General features: G+C 53.8%; 14 protein-coding genes and 3 tRNA genes. 7 read left to right on the forward strand and 10 right to left on the reverse strand.

Annotated elements, in window-relative coordinates; genetic code table 11:
* Nucleotides 1-87: 87 nt before the first annotated feature.
* Nucleotides 88-1,179, reverse strand: coding sequence for a ferrochelatase (hemH, locus tag RO22_RS08940; protein WP_009287669.1), 1,092 nt, complete (start codon nucleotides 1,177-1,179; stop codon nucleotides 88-90).
* A gap of 130 nt (nucleotides 1,180-1,309) precedes the next feature.
* On the opposite strand from hemH, the gene RO22_RS08945 reads away from it, so the two are divergent.
* Nucleotides 1,310-2,899, forward strand: a complete 1,590-nt coding sequence (locus tag RO22_RS08945; protein WP_009287668.1) for a cryptochrome/photolyase family protein — start codon at nucleotides 1,310-1,312, stop codon at nucleotides 2,897-2,899.
* Complete coding sequence (locus RO22_RS08950) at nucleotides 2,896-3,294, forward strand: thiol-disulfide oxidoreductase DCC family protein (protein ID WP_039859690.1); 399 nt, start codon at nucleotides 2,896-2,898, stop codon at nucleotides 3,292-3,294. The genes RO22_RS08945 and RO22_RS08950 overlap by 4 nt, the downstream gene beginning before the upstream one ends.
* Before the next feature lie 15 nt (nucleotides 3,295-3,309).
* On the opposite strand, the gene RO22_RS08955 is transcribed toward RO22_RS08950, so the two are convergent.
* The 9 genes from RO22_RS08955 to rnr form a co-directional block, all read right to left on the reverse strand.
* Complete coding sequence (locus tag RO22_RS08955) at nucleotides 3,310-3,612, reverse strand: DUF6482 family protein (protein WP_027960145.1); 303 nt, start codon at nucleotides 3,610-3,612, stop codon at nucleotides 3,310-3,312.
* Between the two features lie 197 nt (nucleotides 3,613-3,809).
* The gene (locus RO22_RS08960) at nucleotides 3,810-4,103 is read right to left on the reverse strand and encodes a hypothetical protein (RefSeq protein WP_022522725.1); all 294 of its coding nucleotides are present in this window, start codon (nucleotides 4,101-4,103) and stop codon (nucleotides 3,810-3,812) included.
* A gap of 107 nt (nucleotides 4,104-4,210) precedes the next feature.
* Nucleotides 4,211-5,599, reverse strand: coding sequence for a replicative DNA helicase (gene dnaB / locus RO22_RS08965; RefSeq protein WP_009287667.1), 1,389 nt, complete (start codon nucleotides 5,597-5,599; stop codon nucleotides 4,211-4,213).
* 276 nt (nucleotides 5,600-5,875) lie between these two features.
* A complete protein-coding gene (gene rplI / locus RO22_RS08970; RefSeq protein WP_022522724.1) occupies nucleotides 5,876-6,322 on the reverse strand; it encodes a 50S ribosomal protein L9 in 447 nt (148 codons plus the stop codon).
* Between the two features lie 15 nt (nucleotides 6,323-6,337).
* Nucleotides 6,338-7,189 (reverse strand): hypothetical protein, encoded by an 852-nt coding sequence (locus RO22_RS08975; RefSeq protein WP_027960144.1) that lies wholly within the window; start codon nucleotides 7,187-7,189, stop codon nucleotides 6,338-6,340.
* Nucleotides 7,190-7,201: 12 nt separating this feature from the next.
* Nucleotides 7,202-7,429, reverse strand: a complete 228-nt coding sequence (rpsR, locus tag RO22_RS08980) for a 30S ribosomal protein S18 (RefSeq protein ID WP_008958980.1) — start codon at nucleotides 7,427-7,429, stop codon at nucleotides 7,202-7,204.
* Nucleotides 7,430-7,462: 33 nt separating this feature from the next.
* Nucleotides 7,463-7,840 carry a 30S ribosomal protein S6 gene (gene rpsF / locus RO22_RS08985; RefSeq protein ID WP_007113338.1) on the reverse strand — a complete coding sequence of 126 codons (378 nt, stop codon included), beginning with the start codon at nucleotides 7,838-7,840 and terminating at the stop codon, nucleotides 7,463-7,465.
* Nucleotides 7,841-8,059: 219 nt separating this feature from the next.
* Complete coding sequence (rlmB, locus tag RO22_RS08990) at nucleotides 8,060-8,845, reverse strand: 23S rRNA (guanosine(2251)-2'-O)-methyltransferase RlmB (protein ID WP_009287665.1); 786 nt, start codon at nucleotides 8,843-8,845, stop codon at nucleotides 8,060-8,062.
* A 2-nt stretch (nucleotides 8,846-8,847) separates the two neighbouring features.
* Nucleotides 8,848-11,265 (reverse strand): ribonuclease R, encoded by a 2,418-nt coding sequence (rnr, locus tag RO22_RS08995; protein WP_027960143.1) that lies wholly within the window; start codon nucleotides 11,263-11,265, stop codon nucleotides 8,848-8,850.
* A 249-nt stretch (nucleotides 11,266-11,514) separates the two neighbouring features.
* Here rnr and RO22_RS09000 point away from each other — a divergent pair.
* From RO22_RS09000 to RO22_RS09020, 5 genes are all read left to right on the forward strand, one after another.
* A tRNA-Leu gene (locus RO22_RS09000) sits at nucleotides 11,515-11,601 on the forward strand.
* 64 nt (nucleotides 11,602-11,665) lie between these two features.
* A tRNA-Leu gene (locus RO22_RS09005) sits at nucleotides 11,666-11,752 on the forward strand.
* 45 nt (nucleotides 11,753-11,797) lie between these two features.
* A tRNA-Leu gene (locus RO22_RS09010) sits at nucleotides 11,798-11,884 on the forward strand.
* A 319-nt stretch (nucleotides 11,885-12,203) separates the two neighbouring features.
* Complete coding sequence (locus tag RO22_RS09015; RefSeq protein WP_052475581.1) at nucleotides 12,204-13,754, forward strand: BCCT family transporter; 1,551 nt, start codon at nucleotides 12,204-12,206, stop codon at nucleotides 13,752-13,754.
* Nucleotides 13,751-15,775 (forward strand): CocE/NonD family hydrolase, encoded by a 2,025-nt coding sequence (locus RO22_RS09020; protein WP_041158162.1) that lies wholly within the window; start codon nucleotides 13,751-13,753, stop codon nucleotides 15,773-15,775. Before RO22_RS09015 ends, RO22_RS09020 begins: the two co-directional genes overlap by 4 nt.
* Nucleotides 15,776-15,805 lie beyond the last annotated feature (30 nt).

Genomic DNA, 15,805 nt, shown 5'->3' on the forward strand with positions numbered 1-15,805 from the left:
CAGTCAAACGCTTAAACGCAAACAGCCGCTCAGCGATTAATTTCGCAGGGCGGCTGCTATTAGCTTTCAGTTATGACGAGTAGCTAGCTAAACACTAGGGTTTGGGGCCGATAGCCATCCTGCTAATTCATTGTTGATGACTGCTAACAGTGCCTCAATGTGGTCATCGCGATCATTCAGGCAAGGTATATAGCTGAACGTTTCGCCACCCGCTTCCATAAAGCTATCGCGGATCTCCTCTTCGATCTCTTCCAAGGTTTCAACACAGTCGGAAGAGAAGGCAGGCGACATAATCGCAATGTGTTTATGTCCCTGCTCGGCGAGTTTGGCCACATGCTTAACGGTTTGCGGGCCGACCCATTTCTCGGGGCCAAACTGCGACTGGAAAGCGGTATCCACTTCCTCTTTGCTAAAACCAAGTTTCTCGCGAAGCAGGCGCGTCGTTTTCTGGCACTGACAGTGGTAAGGATCACCCTCCATCAGGTAGCGCTCGGGAACGCCATGGTAGCTGGCAACCAGCTTGGTCGGCCGGGTCGAGAAACCGTCGTAGGCTTCTTGCACTGAGTTGGCCAACGCCTGAAGGTAGGCAGGATGTTCAAAATAAGCGGGCACCGTACGTATATAAGGCTGCCACTTCATCTTCATCAGGGTGCGAAACGCCTGATCATTCGCCGTCGCCGTGGTGGGCGAACCGTATTGAGGATAGAGCGGAAAAAACACGATTCGCTCGCAACCCTTCTCTTTTAATCGCGTTAGCACGCTTTCCGTCGAGGGGTTACCGTAGCGCATGCAGAAATCGACCTCGACATCATCACCATAAAGCGCCTTTAACCGTGCGGTCATCTTCTCGGTCTGGGCACGCGTCGTTGTTAGCAGCGGGCTTTCGTTTTTCTCGTTATTCCAGATTCCCCGGTAGGCCTTGCCCGATGAGAACGGACGCTTGGTCAAAATAATCAGCTGTAGCAACGGCTGCCATTTCCAACCGGCATAGTCGACCACACGCTTATCAGAAAGAAACTCATTAAGGTAACGACGCATTGACCAGTAGTCGGTGGCATCCGGGGTTCCCAGGTTTGCCAGCACAACACCCACCTTGGCGCGCGCTACTGGTGGATGATCGCTGGGTGCATGGGCCAAGCGGCCCTCGCCCGGCTGATCCTTGACGACATTCTCGGTCATTACTCATGCTCCTGAAAAATAACGATGGTGCTCAGTACCTCTATCAATTGATTAAATCCTATCACTTTTCGGCAAAGTGGCGGTATAAAGTTATACTATCGGCATCATTTGTATAATTACAGGCTAACTCATGTCCAAGCCTTTGCTTTTGGTGCTCGGCGACCAGCTCTCGTTTTCACTCACAACGCTGCAAGACGCGCCCGCCAATGCCGTGGTTGCCCTGTGCGAAGTTGGCGAGGAAGCGCGCTATGTTCCCCATCATATCCATAAAATTGGCCTCTTTTTGGCTGCCATGCGTCACTTTGCCCAGGCACTGCGCGAAAAAGGCTTTCAAGTGCACTACAGCGCGCTGGATGATGCAGATAATTGCCACTCCCTTATTGAGGAAGCCGAACGCATCGCGCAACAGTACGGCTGCAATGAGATACGCGTTGCCCGACCTGGCGAATGGCGGCTATGGGAGACGATGCAGCAGCGCGAAAACGCAACGATTCCGTGGCGACTACTTGAGGATGAGCGCTTTTTCACCACACCCGATGACTTTAGCCAATGGGCAAGCGGACGCAAACAGCTGCGCCTTGAGTACTTTTACCGAGAACAGCGCAAACGTACCGGGTACTTGATGGAGGGCGACGAGCCCGTTGGCGGCAAATGGAATTTTGACCACGACAATCGCCAGCCTATCAAAGCCAAACTGGATTTCCCTGAGCTACCTCAACATCGTCAGGATGCGATCACCCAAGAAGCGCTAAACGATGCCAAGCGCCATTTTGGCGACCATATGGGGTCTCTGGATAATTTCAACCTGCCTGTCACTCGTCGACAAGCGCTGGTGGATTTACACCATTTTATAGACCATGGATTGGCTGATTTTGGCCGCTATCAAGACGCAATCAGTGACTCTGCACCTTATTTGTATCACTCGCGCCTCTCAGCTGCGATGAACATCGGCCTGCTGTCGCCCCATGAAGTCTGCGAAGCCGCCGAGCAGCGTTACTATGGCGGTGACGTGTCGATCAACGCCGTGGAAGGGTTTATCCGCCAAATTCTTGGCTGGCGTGAGTATGTGCGAGGGCTCTACTGGACGCAGATGCCCAGCTACAAAGGGTCTAATCAGCTAGGTTTTGAGCGCGACCTGCCAGCGTTTTACTGGGACGCGGATACCGATATGCGCTGCTTGCAGCGCGCTATTCAGATGACCATCGACAATAGCTACGCCCACCATATTCAACGACTGATGGTGACAGGCAATTTCGCCTTACTATGCGGAGTTAAACCTGAGGCGCTATGCGACTGGTACTTAGCGGTTTATGCAGATGCCAGTGAGTGGGTAGAGCTGCCTAACACCCTAGGGATGGTGCTCCATGCCGACGGCGGCTTAATGGGCTCAAAGCCCTACTGTGCGTCGGGCAAGTATATCGACAAAATGTCCGACCATTGTCAGCACTGCCGTTACTCACCCAAGCAGGTCACGGGGCCAAAAGCCTGCCCTTTCAACAGCCTTTACTGGCACTTTCTCGAAACCAACGCTGAGCGCCTGAGTAAGACCCCTCGCATGAAGCTGATTTACGGCTCCCTCAACCGCATGGCCGACGAGAAGCGCGAGGCTATCCGCCAACAGGCTGAGCACTTTTTGGATCAATTGGAAACATCGCCTGGCTACGGGCAGCCCTGCCACACAGCAGGTTATTCGGCCAATACCAACCAGGAGTCACCATGAGCCGCTACACGCCACTACATGCTGCACCGCCAGTTACGCTATTTCACGATGGTCACTGCCCCTTTTGCCAACAGGAAGTCGCGTGGCTGGAAAAGCATCGCCATCGGGAACACATCGCGCTGATAGATATTCAGGCCCGTGATTTTAACGCTCAGGCGTATGGGCAAGAATTTAACGCCATGATGGGCCAGTTGCACCTGCGTGATAGTCAAGGGAGATGGTACATCGGCATGGATGCCAGCCGTGCCCTCTATGCAGTGTTGGGCTATCGGCGGCTGGTGAGGTTTTCGTGCTTACCGGGAGTACACGGCATAATGAATGCCGGTTACCGATTTTTTGCCCGTCGCCGAATTCGGCTTGGGCAGTGGTGGGAAAAGCGTCAGACTAAACGTTGATGGGTGAGAGCAGCGTTAAAAAACAAGCGGCATACGCGATGTGAGCGGCTCACTATAGTGCGCGTCGCGGCCTATCACTTCATCGTGGGGCACATGCTGTACTAGGTAAGCGCGATGAATCCCGGCGCGCTTGAGATCCATATAGGCATCATCTAGCGAGCGAAACAGCATTGGCTTGGTACGCTGCGTCAGCATATGACGCTCGCCTTCAACGTCTTCCAGCTCAACCTGATAAAAACGGCTGCCCGAATGGGTAATCACGCGAATTTCAAAATTGTCGTGATTGGCGACAAACTGCTTAAGATCCTTAAGTTCCATGGTTCCCTCCTATTATTTGGCTATTTCATACGTTATGTCAGACGGCATGTCATCAGGGCACAGCATGACTGTACCCCATGACACTTCTGTTGCCCCGTCATTGCAATGTAATGACAACAAGCAATAACTAGACATTAATAGCTAGGAGGTCAATAGTGCAAGAGAGTTCCTGACCGGAAGGTCAAGATATCAATTGATTATTGATATTCAGAGGGGTCGATCGCTTTGCCAAGCGAATTGCGGTCAATCCAGTTGCCGCCTTTAGTCTCTTTGTAGCGGAACACGACCTTATCTCCCACCGTCACAGGCAGCTCACCATCTTCAGTCTGGTAACTATACTTCTCGCCTGCGACCACTAAATGGTAGCGATAAAGATCCGGCATACCTAGCCACTCTTTAAAAGGGCCTTCGCGCTCTATCGCCTCTAGCTCACCGCGACCTTCTAACTTAGGAAGACGCTGCCGGTTACCGCGCCGAAATCCACCTGCCATTTGCTGCTCCCGTTTTTACATATCGTGGGTGAGGCATTATACGAACTCGCCCCCCATCCTCAAGCTACTTATCACTAGCCTGTCATCACAAACCAGTCATCATTAACTTAGTCGCCGAACGCTTGGCCGTAACTATCCGGGGCCAAATCCTCAAAGCGGGTATATTTGCCGATAAAGGCCATATGCACCGTGCCGATAGGACCATTACGCTGCTTACCGATAATTAACTCAGCAATCCCCTGATTGTCGGGATTATCTGGATTATAGACCTCATCGCGATAAACGAAGGCAATGACGTCGGCATCCTGCTCGATCGCACCAGATTCCCTCAGATCCGACATAACCGGGCGTTTGTTGGGGCGCTGCTCCAAGGAGCGGTTCAACTGAGAAAGAGCCACCACAGGGCAGTTAAACTCTTTCGCCAACCCCTTCAAGGAGCGCGAAATCTCGGAAATCTCACCGGTGCGGTTTTCGCTAAAGCCAGGGATCTGCATCAACTGAAGATAATCGATCATGACCAGTGCGATATTGCCATGTTCACGCACCACACGGCGCAACCTTGAGCGCATTTCGTTAGGCGACAAGGCCGCGGTGTCGTCGATAAACAGCTGTTTGTCTTTGAGCAGATTAACCGCTGAGGTTAAACGCGGCCAATCCTCGTCCTCCAGTTGCCCGGTACGCACACGGGTTTGATCGATTCGGCCCAGGGAAGACAGCATCCTCAGCATGAGCGACTCTGCGGGCATCTCCATGGAGAACACCATGACTGGCTTGTCGCTGGAAATCACCGCATGTTCAACCAGGTTCATAGCGAAGGTCGTTTTACCCATCGAGGGTCGACCGGCGATGACCACCATATCGGATGGCTGCAACCCGGTGGTCATTTCATCCAGATCACGAAAACCAGTGGAAAGCCCGGTCATTTCACCTTTCAGATTAAACAGCTCATCAATACGATCCACCGCCTTGGTCAATAGATCGCTCATGCCAATGGGGCCGCCCGTTTTGGGGCGCTCCTCGGCAATCTGGAACACTAACCGCTCGGCTTCGTTAAGCAATTCATCAGCCGGGCGCCCCTGGGGAGTAAAGGCACTATCGGCAATTTGATTAGCCGCACGGATCAGCTTGCGCAGCGTTGCCCGCTCACGCACGATATCAGCATAGGCGCGAATATTACTGGCAGAGGGCGTGTTACGAGCAAGCTCTGCCAAAAACGCCAGGCCGCCTACGGTATCCAAGTGATCACGCGCTTCCAGCGCTTCAGAAAGCGTCACCACATCCAGCGGCTGACCGGCTTCAGCCAGATGAATCATCACGTTGAACACCAAACGGTGCTCATAGCGGTAGAAGTCATCAGCGACCAACCGCTCTGAAACGTTATCCCAGGCCTGGTTGTCTAGCATGAGCCCGCCTAGTACCGACTGCTCCGCCTCTAATGAATGCGGCGGCAGTTTTAGCGCTGCCGTTTCTGTATCAGCAGAAGGCTGGTCCTGCATAGCGAGCTCCTTTAAACACTACTGCGTAGCCGGTGAAGATGCTTATCTTAGCCGCATGCGGTGCGACTACCAACATGATCAAGGCGTTGTCTTAAAATACCCAGCGGGGGATGGGCTGGATAGTTTTGGCAACGCCCAAAAAATAGCGAATATCCAGAACTAGCGGATACCCGGAAAAACAAAAGGCGCGGGAGAAACCCCGCGCCTTTTGAGGCAGCTGTATTAGCTGCCGTTAGTAACGACTTTACGTCGTTACTAACTTAACTACTCGCTCAATTACTCTGCAACTACCACTACGCGTACAACGGCATCCACTTCAGCGTGCAAGTGAAGAGTGATGTCGTATTCGCCAGTTTGACGAATTGGGCCATTTGGCATGCGGACTTCGCTTTTGGCAATATCGATGCCAGCAGAGGAAATCGCGTCGGCCAGGTCACGCGGACCAATAGAACCAAACAGCTTGCCTTCATCGCCTGCTTTGGAAACCAAAGACAGTTCGATGTCGTTTAGCTGCTCAGCGCGCGCTTCGGCTTCTGCCTTACGCTCAGCGGCTTGCGCTTCGAGCTCAGCACGCTGTGCTTCAAACGCTTCGATGTTGTCTTTGGTGGCCGGTACGGCTAAGCCGTAAGGCACCAAGTAGTTACGACCATAACCAGGCTTCACGGTGACCTTGTCACCCAGGCCGCCCAGCTTACCAATGTTGTCGAGCAGAATGACTTCCATCTCGTAAACCTCTTGTCAGTTGCTGCGGGCAAGGCGTGCGCGAACGTTCGCGAATGTATCAATCAGCCCCAACAGCAGCACAATGAGAATCGTGGGCCAGGTCGTGATCAGTAGCACATAAAATGCTACCAGCCACAGCCCGTTCATCCCCTTTATTCCAATAAACCCGTGCACTAACGCAACGCCAGCTACCAACAGCGGAATCCAACCAAGCATCGCCAGCGCATGAGCGCCTAGCAGCATACCTATCACCCCAATGACGACCAGCACGGCCAGTTCTTTAGGGGTCAAGCGCAGTGCGTGAAACTCTTCGCGAAAGCCACCTGGGTTGTACAACCCAGCTTGCCAACTCCGCGCAAGTGCCAAGCACACTATGGCTGCCAACAGCACCACAAGCCCGGTTACTCCACCCACCACCAGTGCGGCAATGGTTTGAGTATCGTAGCCTTGATTGGCAAATTCCGTGAGCATGCGATCCACTTCTTCTGAACCTTCTCGCAACTGCTCAAGCATTAGCTCAGTGCCACCTGGCGGACTGAAGATGCCGAGTTGAACCATGACAGAGGCGACCAACGTCCCCACAATCAAGGTTTCTCCCCAACGCATCCTCTCGCGCAGGATAACGGCCATCAGCGTAACCAGCAGTATGCTAGCAAGCGGAATCACATCACCCTGAGCCCACCACCAACCGGCTGGTAGTGCTGCGGCGATGATGACCGGTAGCGCAGGGGCAAAACCTCTGCGCAGCGTCATCAACGCAGCGATGGCTGCTCCTAACCAGAACAGCCAAGGCACTAGCGTTGCCAAGGCCGCCCCGCCTGCAGCGTAAGGCGTGCCCCGCATTAGCCATCGGGCTAGTGCCAGCATCACGTTAAACGCTTACTGGTGGCTATCGGAGTAGGGCAGCAGTGCCAGATAACGCGAACGCTTGATAGCGGTCGCCAACTGACGCTGATAGCGTGCTTTGGTGCCGGTAATACGGCTTGGAACGATCTTGCCGGTTTCGGTGATGTAAGCCTTCAGCGTGTCCAGATCTTTGTAATCGATCTGCTTGATGCCTTCAGCGGTGAAGCGGCAAAACTTACGGCGACGGAAAAAACGTGCCATGGACTAGCTCCTTAAAACGTGCAGTGAATAAAATCAGGCAGTTTCTTCTTCTTCAGCGCGCGGTTTTTCTTCGCGACGCGGACGTTTTTCTTCTGCCGGTTTCATCATCGGGGAAGCTTCAGTAACAGCTTCTTTGCAGCGAACAACCAGGCTGCGGATAATGGCGTCGTTGTAACGGAAGATGTTCTCGATCTCGTCGAGAGTCTCGCCGCTACATTCAACGTTCATCAGCACGTAGTGGGCTTTGTGGATCTTGTTGATCGGGTAAGCCAAGTGACGACGGCCCCAATCTTCTAGACGATGCACAGTGCCGCTGTTTTCGGTAACGATGCTGGTGTAGCGCTCGACCATTGCCGGCACCTGCTCGCTTTGATCCGGGTGGACCATAAACACGATTTCGTAATGACGCATGGGATCTCCTTGCGGTTTGACAGCTTCCTTTGTGTGCCATTGCTTAACGCAATAAACGACGACAGGGAAGCAAGGAGTTAACTGAAGTGCTCCGCCACCGCGCTAGGCGGCCACAGGGGCATCAAACAGAACTTTTCATTTCAGCAAAAGCTAATACTTCAACGACAGCTAACACCCGCTTGCAGACAAACGGGCGCGTGTATCTTAGTAGCACGGCGGTTAACTTGCAAGCTGGCGCTGACGGACAGCCTCGAACAGGCAAATACCAGTAGCCACCGAGACATTAAGGCTAGAGACCTCCCCCGCCATGGGAAGCTTGGCAAGATTATCGCAGGCTTCGCGAGTCAAGCGCCGCATGCCCTTGCCTTCCGCTCCCATCACCAGCGCGGTGGGGCCGGTCATATCAATGTCAAAAACGCTGGCCTCAGCTTCGCCAGCCGTACCGGTTATCCAGACACCGGCATCTTTTAGCTTGGCCAGGGTGCGAGCCAGGTTAGTCACTTGATAAACCGGCACCACTTCGGCGGCGCCACAAGCGACTTTACGCACCGTTGCATTGAGCGGTGCGGCTTTATCTTTCGCCACAATCACGCCGTGGGCACCGGCGGCATCCGCGCTACGCAGGCAGGCACCAAAGTTATGCACATCTGTCACGCCATCCAAAATCAGCAACAGCGGTGGTGTATTCGAGGGCCAGGCGCGTAGCTTAAGCCAGAGCGACTCTTCACCTTCAGGAGTTAACGGCGGACAAAACGCCACCACTCCCTGATGAGCCGCCCCCTGGGTTAGCTGATCAAGCAAATCCCGGGGCTGCTCTTTTACTCGAGCACCATGCGCCTGGGCCTGGGTAATCAGCTCTTTTAAGCGGCTCCCTGCCCCCTGCTGCACCCAAAGCTCTCGGGGCGCTTCGCCTCTGTCTAACAGGCTTTGCAATGCATGAACGCCATATACCTGATCCAAACCATCAGGGGTCTTGGGACCCCGCCGTGAAGACGCCGACTTCATACTCAGCCCTTATTCGGTGATGGTTTGCGTGGGCCATTTCGCGTACGGCGTGGGCCGCGACGCGTAGCAGGCTTCTCGCTATTGGATGGTTTGTTACCAGATGCCTTAGCACCACCACCTTTAGCACCAGCGCCCCCTTCCCCACCGCGGCTCTTACGCGGCTGGCGGCGTGGGCGCGGCTTTTCATCACCCAGCCCAAAGTCAATCTTACGATCGTCCATATCGACACGCGCCACTTGGACGGTAAGACCATCACCCAAACGGTAGGTCGTGCCGGTGCGCTCACCTTTAAGACGGTGCTTCTCAGCTTCGTAGTGGTAATAATCCGAAGGCAGCGACGTCACGTGAACCAAGCCTTCCACGTAGAACTCATCCAGACGCACAAACAGACCGAACTGAGTGACGGAGGCGATGGTACCTTCGAACATCTCGCCGAGCTTGTCGGACATAAACTCGCACTTCAGCCAGCTCTCTACATCACGAGTGGCCTCGTCGGCACGGCGCTCAGTCATTGAGCAGTGTTCACCCAGTTCAAGCATCTGCTCGAAGGTATACGGACACCACTTGCTGGGCGGCTCAACCGGCGCACCTTCTACGCGCAACACCGTGTTGGTCTGGCGCGGACCGCGGATCACCGAACGAATAGCGCGGTGTACCAGCAGGTCGGGATAGCGGCGAATCGGCGAGGTAAAGTGGGCGTAGGCTTGGTAGGCCAAGCCAAAGTGGCCTTCGTTTTGCGGTGAGTAGACCGCCTGATTCATTGAGCGCAGCATGACCGTCTGAATGATATCGAAGTCAGGGCGGTCGGCAATCGTTTCACGTAGTGCCTGGTAGTCCTGCGGAGTGGGCATATCACCGCCGCCGACAGCAAGACCTAACTCATTCAAGAACAGGCGCAGCTTATCAAGCCGCTCCGGCGTCGGGCGCTCATGGATACGGTAAAGCGCTGGCAAATCATGCTTATCCAGGAAGCGCGCAGTCGCCACGTTGGCCGCCAGCATGCACTCTTCAATTAACTTGTGAGCATTGTTACGGCTACGTGGAACGATTTTTTCGATTTTGCGCTCATCGTTAAAGATGATTGCTGTTTCAGTGGTGTCAAAATCGATCGCACCACGCTCGGCACGCGCTTCGCGCAACAAGTAGTAAAGCTCTTCCAGATTTTTCAGCGGCTTAACTAGCTCACTGTGCTCTGCCCTTAGCGCCTCACCGTCTTCGCTCTTATCGTCGAGAATCGCGGCCACCTTGTTATAGGTCAGGCGAGCGTGGGAGTTCATGACGGCTTCGTAGAAGCGGTAGCGGCTAATCGCACCGGTTTGCGAAATATTCATCTCGCACACCAGCACCAGCCGATCCACGTGTGGGTTCAGCGAACAGAGCCCGTTGGACAGCAGTTCCGGTAGCATGGGAACCACTTGACCTGGGAAGTAGACCGAGTTGCCCCGTGTGCGGCCTTCGTCGTCCAACGGCGTGCCTGGGCGTACATAGTGGGAAACGTCCGCGATGGCGACGAGCAGTTTCCAACTACCGGATTTGGTTTTCCAAGCACACACAGCATCATCGAAGTCTTTGGCAGACTCATCGTCAATGGTAACCAGCGGCACGTCACGCAGGTCAACGCGGTGCTGCTTATCCTCTTCCAACACTTCAGCTGAAATGCCGGCGATCTGGTCGAGCACTTCAGGCGGGAATTCTGCAGGAATATCGTAACTGCGAATCGCAATATCAATTTCCATACCGGGATCCATACGCTCACCCAGCACTTCGATTACCTCACCTACCGGCTGTACACGGGTGGCCGGCTGCTGAACGATTTTGGCCGAGATCACCTGGCCATCTTTCGCGCCACCGCAGGCGCTATGAGGAATAATCACTTCCTGAGTGATACGCGGATTTTCCGGTATTAGAATGCCAAACTCAGGCGTATTACTACGGTAAACTCCGACGATAGTTTGCGTGTTGCGTGCAATCACATCGGCAATGGTCGCCTCATCACGACCACGGCGATCGCGTCCGCTAATGCGCGCCAGCACGTGGTCACCGTGAAAAACACGGCGCATTTGGCGCGGGGGCAATACCAGGTCTGGCTTTTTGCCATCATCGCGCAGCAGAAAACCAAAGCCGTCTCGGTGCCCCAGCACCTTGCCTTTGACCAGATCGAGCTTGTCGATCAGCGCATAGGCGCCTCGCCGGTCACGCAGCACCTGACCGTCGCGTTCCATCGCCGCCAAGCGGCGCCTGACGGCTTCTATAAGTTCTTCGTCTTCCAGCCCCAGCATGCGGCTCATATTTTCGTGAGTGATCGGCTTGCCATAGCTTTCTAAGGCTGCAAGCAAATACTCCCGGCTTGGCGCTGGGTTGCCATATTTATGCGCCTCGCGCTCGGCGTGCGGATCATCACTTAACGTCCAATACTTCATGCGATCAACATCCTTGATGGCGTCATTTGCGAGAGGCATAAAAAAGGCGCAAACGCGTTGCGTTGCGGGCTGGATATTTCAACGCTTGATAGGCTGAAATGAATAGGGTTTTGTTTAGTCATAGGCGCAGTATAGCGCTGCACGTTCAATCACCCAACCGTCTTAGACGTTGTTTATACAATTTGCGTTATAAAAAGCACGTTAGGGGTCTTGCATTTAACCATCACCCCGGTATTATACGCGCCACTTGCCCAGATGGCGGAATTGGTAGACGCGCTAGCTTCAGGTGCTAGTGTCCGTATGGACGTGGAGGTTCAAGTCCTCTTCTGGGCACCAAACTGCTTTTATGCTATCTATTGGTATAAGCAGTACGGTGTTAAGCAAGGCAAGGTTTGTGTTCGCCCAGGTGGCGGAATTGGTAGACGCGCTAGCTTCAGGTGCTAGTGTCTGTATGGACGTGGAGGTTCAAGTCCTCTCCTGGGCACCATACGAACACAAACAGTAAGTAGTTAATCCAAGCGTTAGATGATGCGCCCAGGTGGCGGAATTGGTAGACGCGCTAGCTTCAGGTGCTAGTGTCCGTATGGACGTGGAGGTTCAAGTCCTCTCCTGGGCACCATGACTTACATGGGCCAGTCCGCATCATCATAGTATCTTCAGATTTTCTGCCACTCTCACTACCCCCCTTTTTTATCTCCTATACATCCCTTTATCTCCACCGGATTTAAGTCGCCTCAAATCCTGGCTTCCTGATCGCGCATATCTTAGATTTTAACTCCAAGCGTTTGCTGTCTTTAATGACCTGCTAATCCATCGGCGGCCCATGCATTCAGCGCATACCCCCATTCCGAGTCTTCGCTTTATATCAGGATTGGAATGACGTTAGGTTGTTATGCCATGAAGTTCATGCATAGCAATAACGATAAAGGGAAAACGGTATGCCGATGAAATCGCTGCGACCGTTGGTCTTCTGGCCAACATTTCTTGTTCTATTTGCTGCAGTCATTGCCAGCTATATCAATTTAGAGGCCTTTCTAGCCGTTGCGAGTGGACTAAATGAAGCAATCCTGAATAATTTTTCATGGCTGTTCAGTCTAGGTAGCCTTTACCTTCTCATTATGGCGGTTATCGTTTATTTCTCTCCAATCGGCCATGTTCGTATTGGGGGTTCTTCCGCAAAGCCTCTTTTATCACCTTTACGCTGGTTCTCAATCACCCTTTGCACCACCTTGGCCGTCGGCGTTTTATTTTGGACCACCGCCGAACCGCTTTATCATTTCATGAGCCCTCCCAGCTCAAGTGGGCTGGAAGCTGGTTCAAGCGATGCCATGGTGTTTGCGATGTCGACCATGTTTTTACATTGGACGTTCACGCCTTACGCTATTTATGCCGTACCTGCATTGATCTTTGCCCTAGCGTTTTACAACCTGCGTCTTCGCTTCTCTATTTCCAGCATGTTGGAGCCACTTTTCGGCCCAGGAATCAGACGCTTTGCAGGACTTATTGATGCGGTTTCTCTCTACGCCCTGGTAGCCGGCATGGCTTCTTCGCTGGGCACAGGCGCCCTGACGCTTGCGGGCGGCGTAGGCCAATACATGGGTGGCGAAACCAGCCCTCTACGGCTTGGCGTTATCGTTGCCATTATCGTGACCACGTTCGTTCTTTCTGCCGCCAGCGGGCTGCAAAAAGGCATTGCTCGATTTTCATCACTTAATGCTGTCCTGCTGCTTATTCTGGGTGTGTTCGCTTTCATCGCAGGCCCCACCATTTTCAGCCTGGCTCTCGGGGTCGAGTCGTTTGGTGTATTCATCGATAACTTTTTCACTAAGAGTCTGTTTACCGGCACGGCGGGGGAAGATCAGTGGCCACAATGGTGGTCAATATTTTATTGGGCCGTTTGGTTCTCCTGGGCTCCCGTCGCCGCCCTGTTTCTCGGTAAGATATCCTGCGGCTACACCGTGCGAGAGTTTCTTCGCGTCAACCTACTCTACCCCGCACTATTCGCCAGTGTCTGGATTCTAATCTTTTCTGGAACTGCGCTTTACTATCAAGCCCACACCGGGGTCGATCTTTACACCATCCTCAATGACCGCGGGGTGGAAAACGTTCTTTATGAGCTGTTCCAGCAGCTACCCCTTTCAGGGCTATGGATACCAGTACTGCTGTTCATTGCGTATATCTCTTATGTGACGGCTGCCGACTCTCAAACCGATGCCATTGGCAATCTCTGCACCCGTGGGCTGACAGCTGATTCAGACCTCAATGCAGGTATTACCATGAAAGTAACCTGGGGGGTGATTGTCGGTATCGTCGCCTGGGTGATGGTGAGTTTTGTCGGCATTGATGGCGTCAAGATGCTGTCTAACCTGGGCGGACTTCCCGCACTTTTCATTGTGCTGATGGCAACCGGTTCGCTTTGGGTCTGGCTAAAAAATCCGGATCAACTTAGTCGTGTTCCAACACTCACCAGCAACAAGCGTGACTCATGATTATCAAGCAGGATTTTCCGCATCGCACCCGCGAAATAGACAACATTTGGATCCCACTGGCTGACGATACCCGCTTAGCTGCACGCATCTGGTTACCGGTTGACGCTGAAGCACACCCCGTTCCAGCCATCCTGGAATATCTCCCTTACCGAAAACGCGATGGCACCGCAATTCGTGATGAATTGACCCATCCCTACTTCGCTGGTCACGGCTATGCCTGCGTTCGAGTAGACATGCGTGGAAACGGCGAATCAGATGGCTTGATGGAAGATGAGTACGCCCCTCAAGAGCAGGCAGATGCCCTTGAAGTGATCAAGTGGATTGCCAGCCAGCCTTGGTGTAACGGCCAGCTCGGCATGATGGGAATATCCTGGGGTGGTTTTAACAGCCTGCAAGTAGCCGCCCTGCGCCCCGAACCGCTCAAAGCCATCATCACGCTCTGCTCAACCGATGACCGCTACGCTGATGATATTCATTACAAGGGCGGCAATATGTTGCTGGAGAATCTAGGCTGGGCGGCCACTATGCTAAGCTTTTCTGCGGCGGTGCCAGACCCCGCACTGGTTGGCGACAAATGGCGCGATATGTGGATGTCTCGCCTCAATAATATGCCGCTGCTAGCTGAAACTTGGCTCTCTCACCAGCATCGCGATGAGTATTGGAAGCATGGCTCTATCTGCGAGGAGTATGCCGACATCGAAGCGGCCGTTTACATGATAAGCGGCTGGGGCGACTCCTATATCAATACGATCCCTAGAATGATGGAGCATCTTCAATGCCCGAAAAAAGCGCTACTGGGCCCTTGGATGCACAAGTATCCACACTTTTCACTGCCTGATCCGGCGATTGGCTTTCTGCAAGAAGCGCTGCGCTGGTGGGATTACTGGCTCAAAGGTATTGAGACCGGCGTAATGGACGAACCTACCTGCACCTTTTACCTTCAGGATGGCGTTCCGCCCGCTCCAAAGTATAAGGAGCGGCCGGGACAGTGGGTTCGCACTCATGGCTGGCCAGTCCCGGACGACGAGAGTGAATCCATTACCCTAACCATGGGTGACCATGGCCTTTTACCCAGCACCCGCCTCAGCCAGGATCAACTGATTGCATCGCCACTTACTACTGGCGCACTGCAGGGAGAGTACATTCCGCTCTGGTTTGGAGCCGACTTCCCACCCGACCAGCGCCGAGACGATGCGCTGTCACTGACATTTGACTCCGAACCTTATGCACATGGGCTCGATATCCTGGGGCAGCCTTGCGTTTCACTGACGCTGGCAAGTAGCGAGGCGTGCGGCCAACTGCACGCACGCCTATGCGACGTATCACCTAGCGGTGAAAGTGCCTTGATCACCTACGGGACACTTAACCTAAACTTGCGCGACGACGCGGGCACAGTTACCCCTCCCATACCTGGTGACCCCATGCAGGTAAGGCTTGCCATGGACCTTATTGGCTATCGGTTGCCCAAAGGCCACCGTTTGAGGGTTGCTCTCTCCAGCGCCAGCTTCCCATTAGTGTGGTCGCCTAAAAAGCGCGCAGATCTGACCCTCAAGGCAGGTACGCCTAGCCTAGAGCTACCGCGATCCAAAGCGCCCTATATTTCCATGCCTTTCGAGCCGCCAGAAAGCGCCCCTCCCTGCCCTGTGAAGACACTGCGTACCGGCCATCCCAAGCGCACGATCAGCGAAGATGTGGGCAGCGGCGAAGTCAGCGTCATCATTGAAGATGACATGGGAGATATTCAGTTTCTTGAACACGGCTTGCAGGTTGAACAGTACGCCAAGGAGACTTATACCAGTCATCCTGACGATGCTACCCGGACACGTGCAGATATCGAGTGGGTGTACCGCGCTCGCCGTGAAGGAGAAAAAAACAGCTTTGCCGTCACCGTATTTAGCCGCTATCACCTGCGCTGCGATGAACACATGTTTTACCTGAATGCCGAACAGCACGCTTATGAAGACGATAAGCTGGTGAGCGATAAATCGTGGCAGCGAGAGATTCCTCGTACGGCCGTCTAGCCTCTGCAACCCGGCCGGGCAGCAGCCGCC

The sequence above is a fragment of the Halomonas sp. KHS3 genome, assembly GCF_000830495.1.
GTDB lineage: Bacteria > Pseudomonadota > Gammaproteobacteria > Pseudomonadales > Halomonadaceae > Vreelandella > Vreelandella titanicae.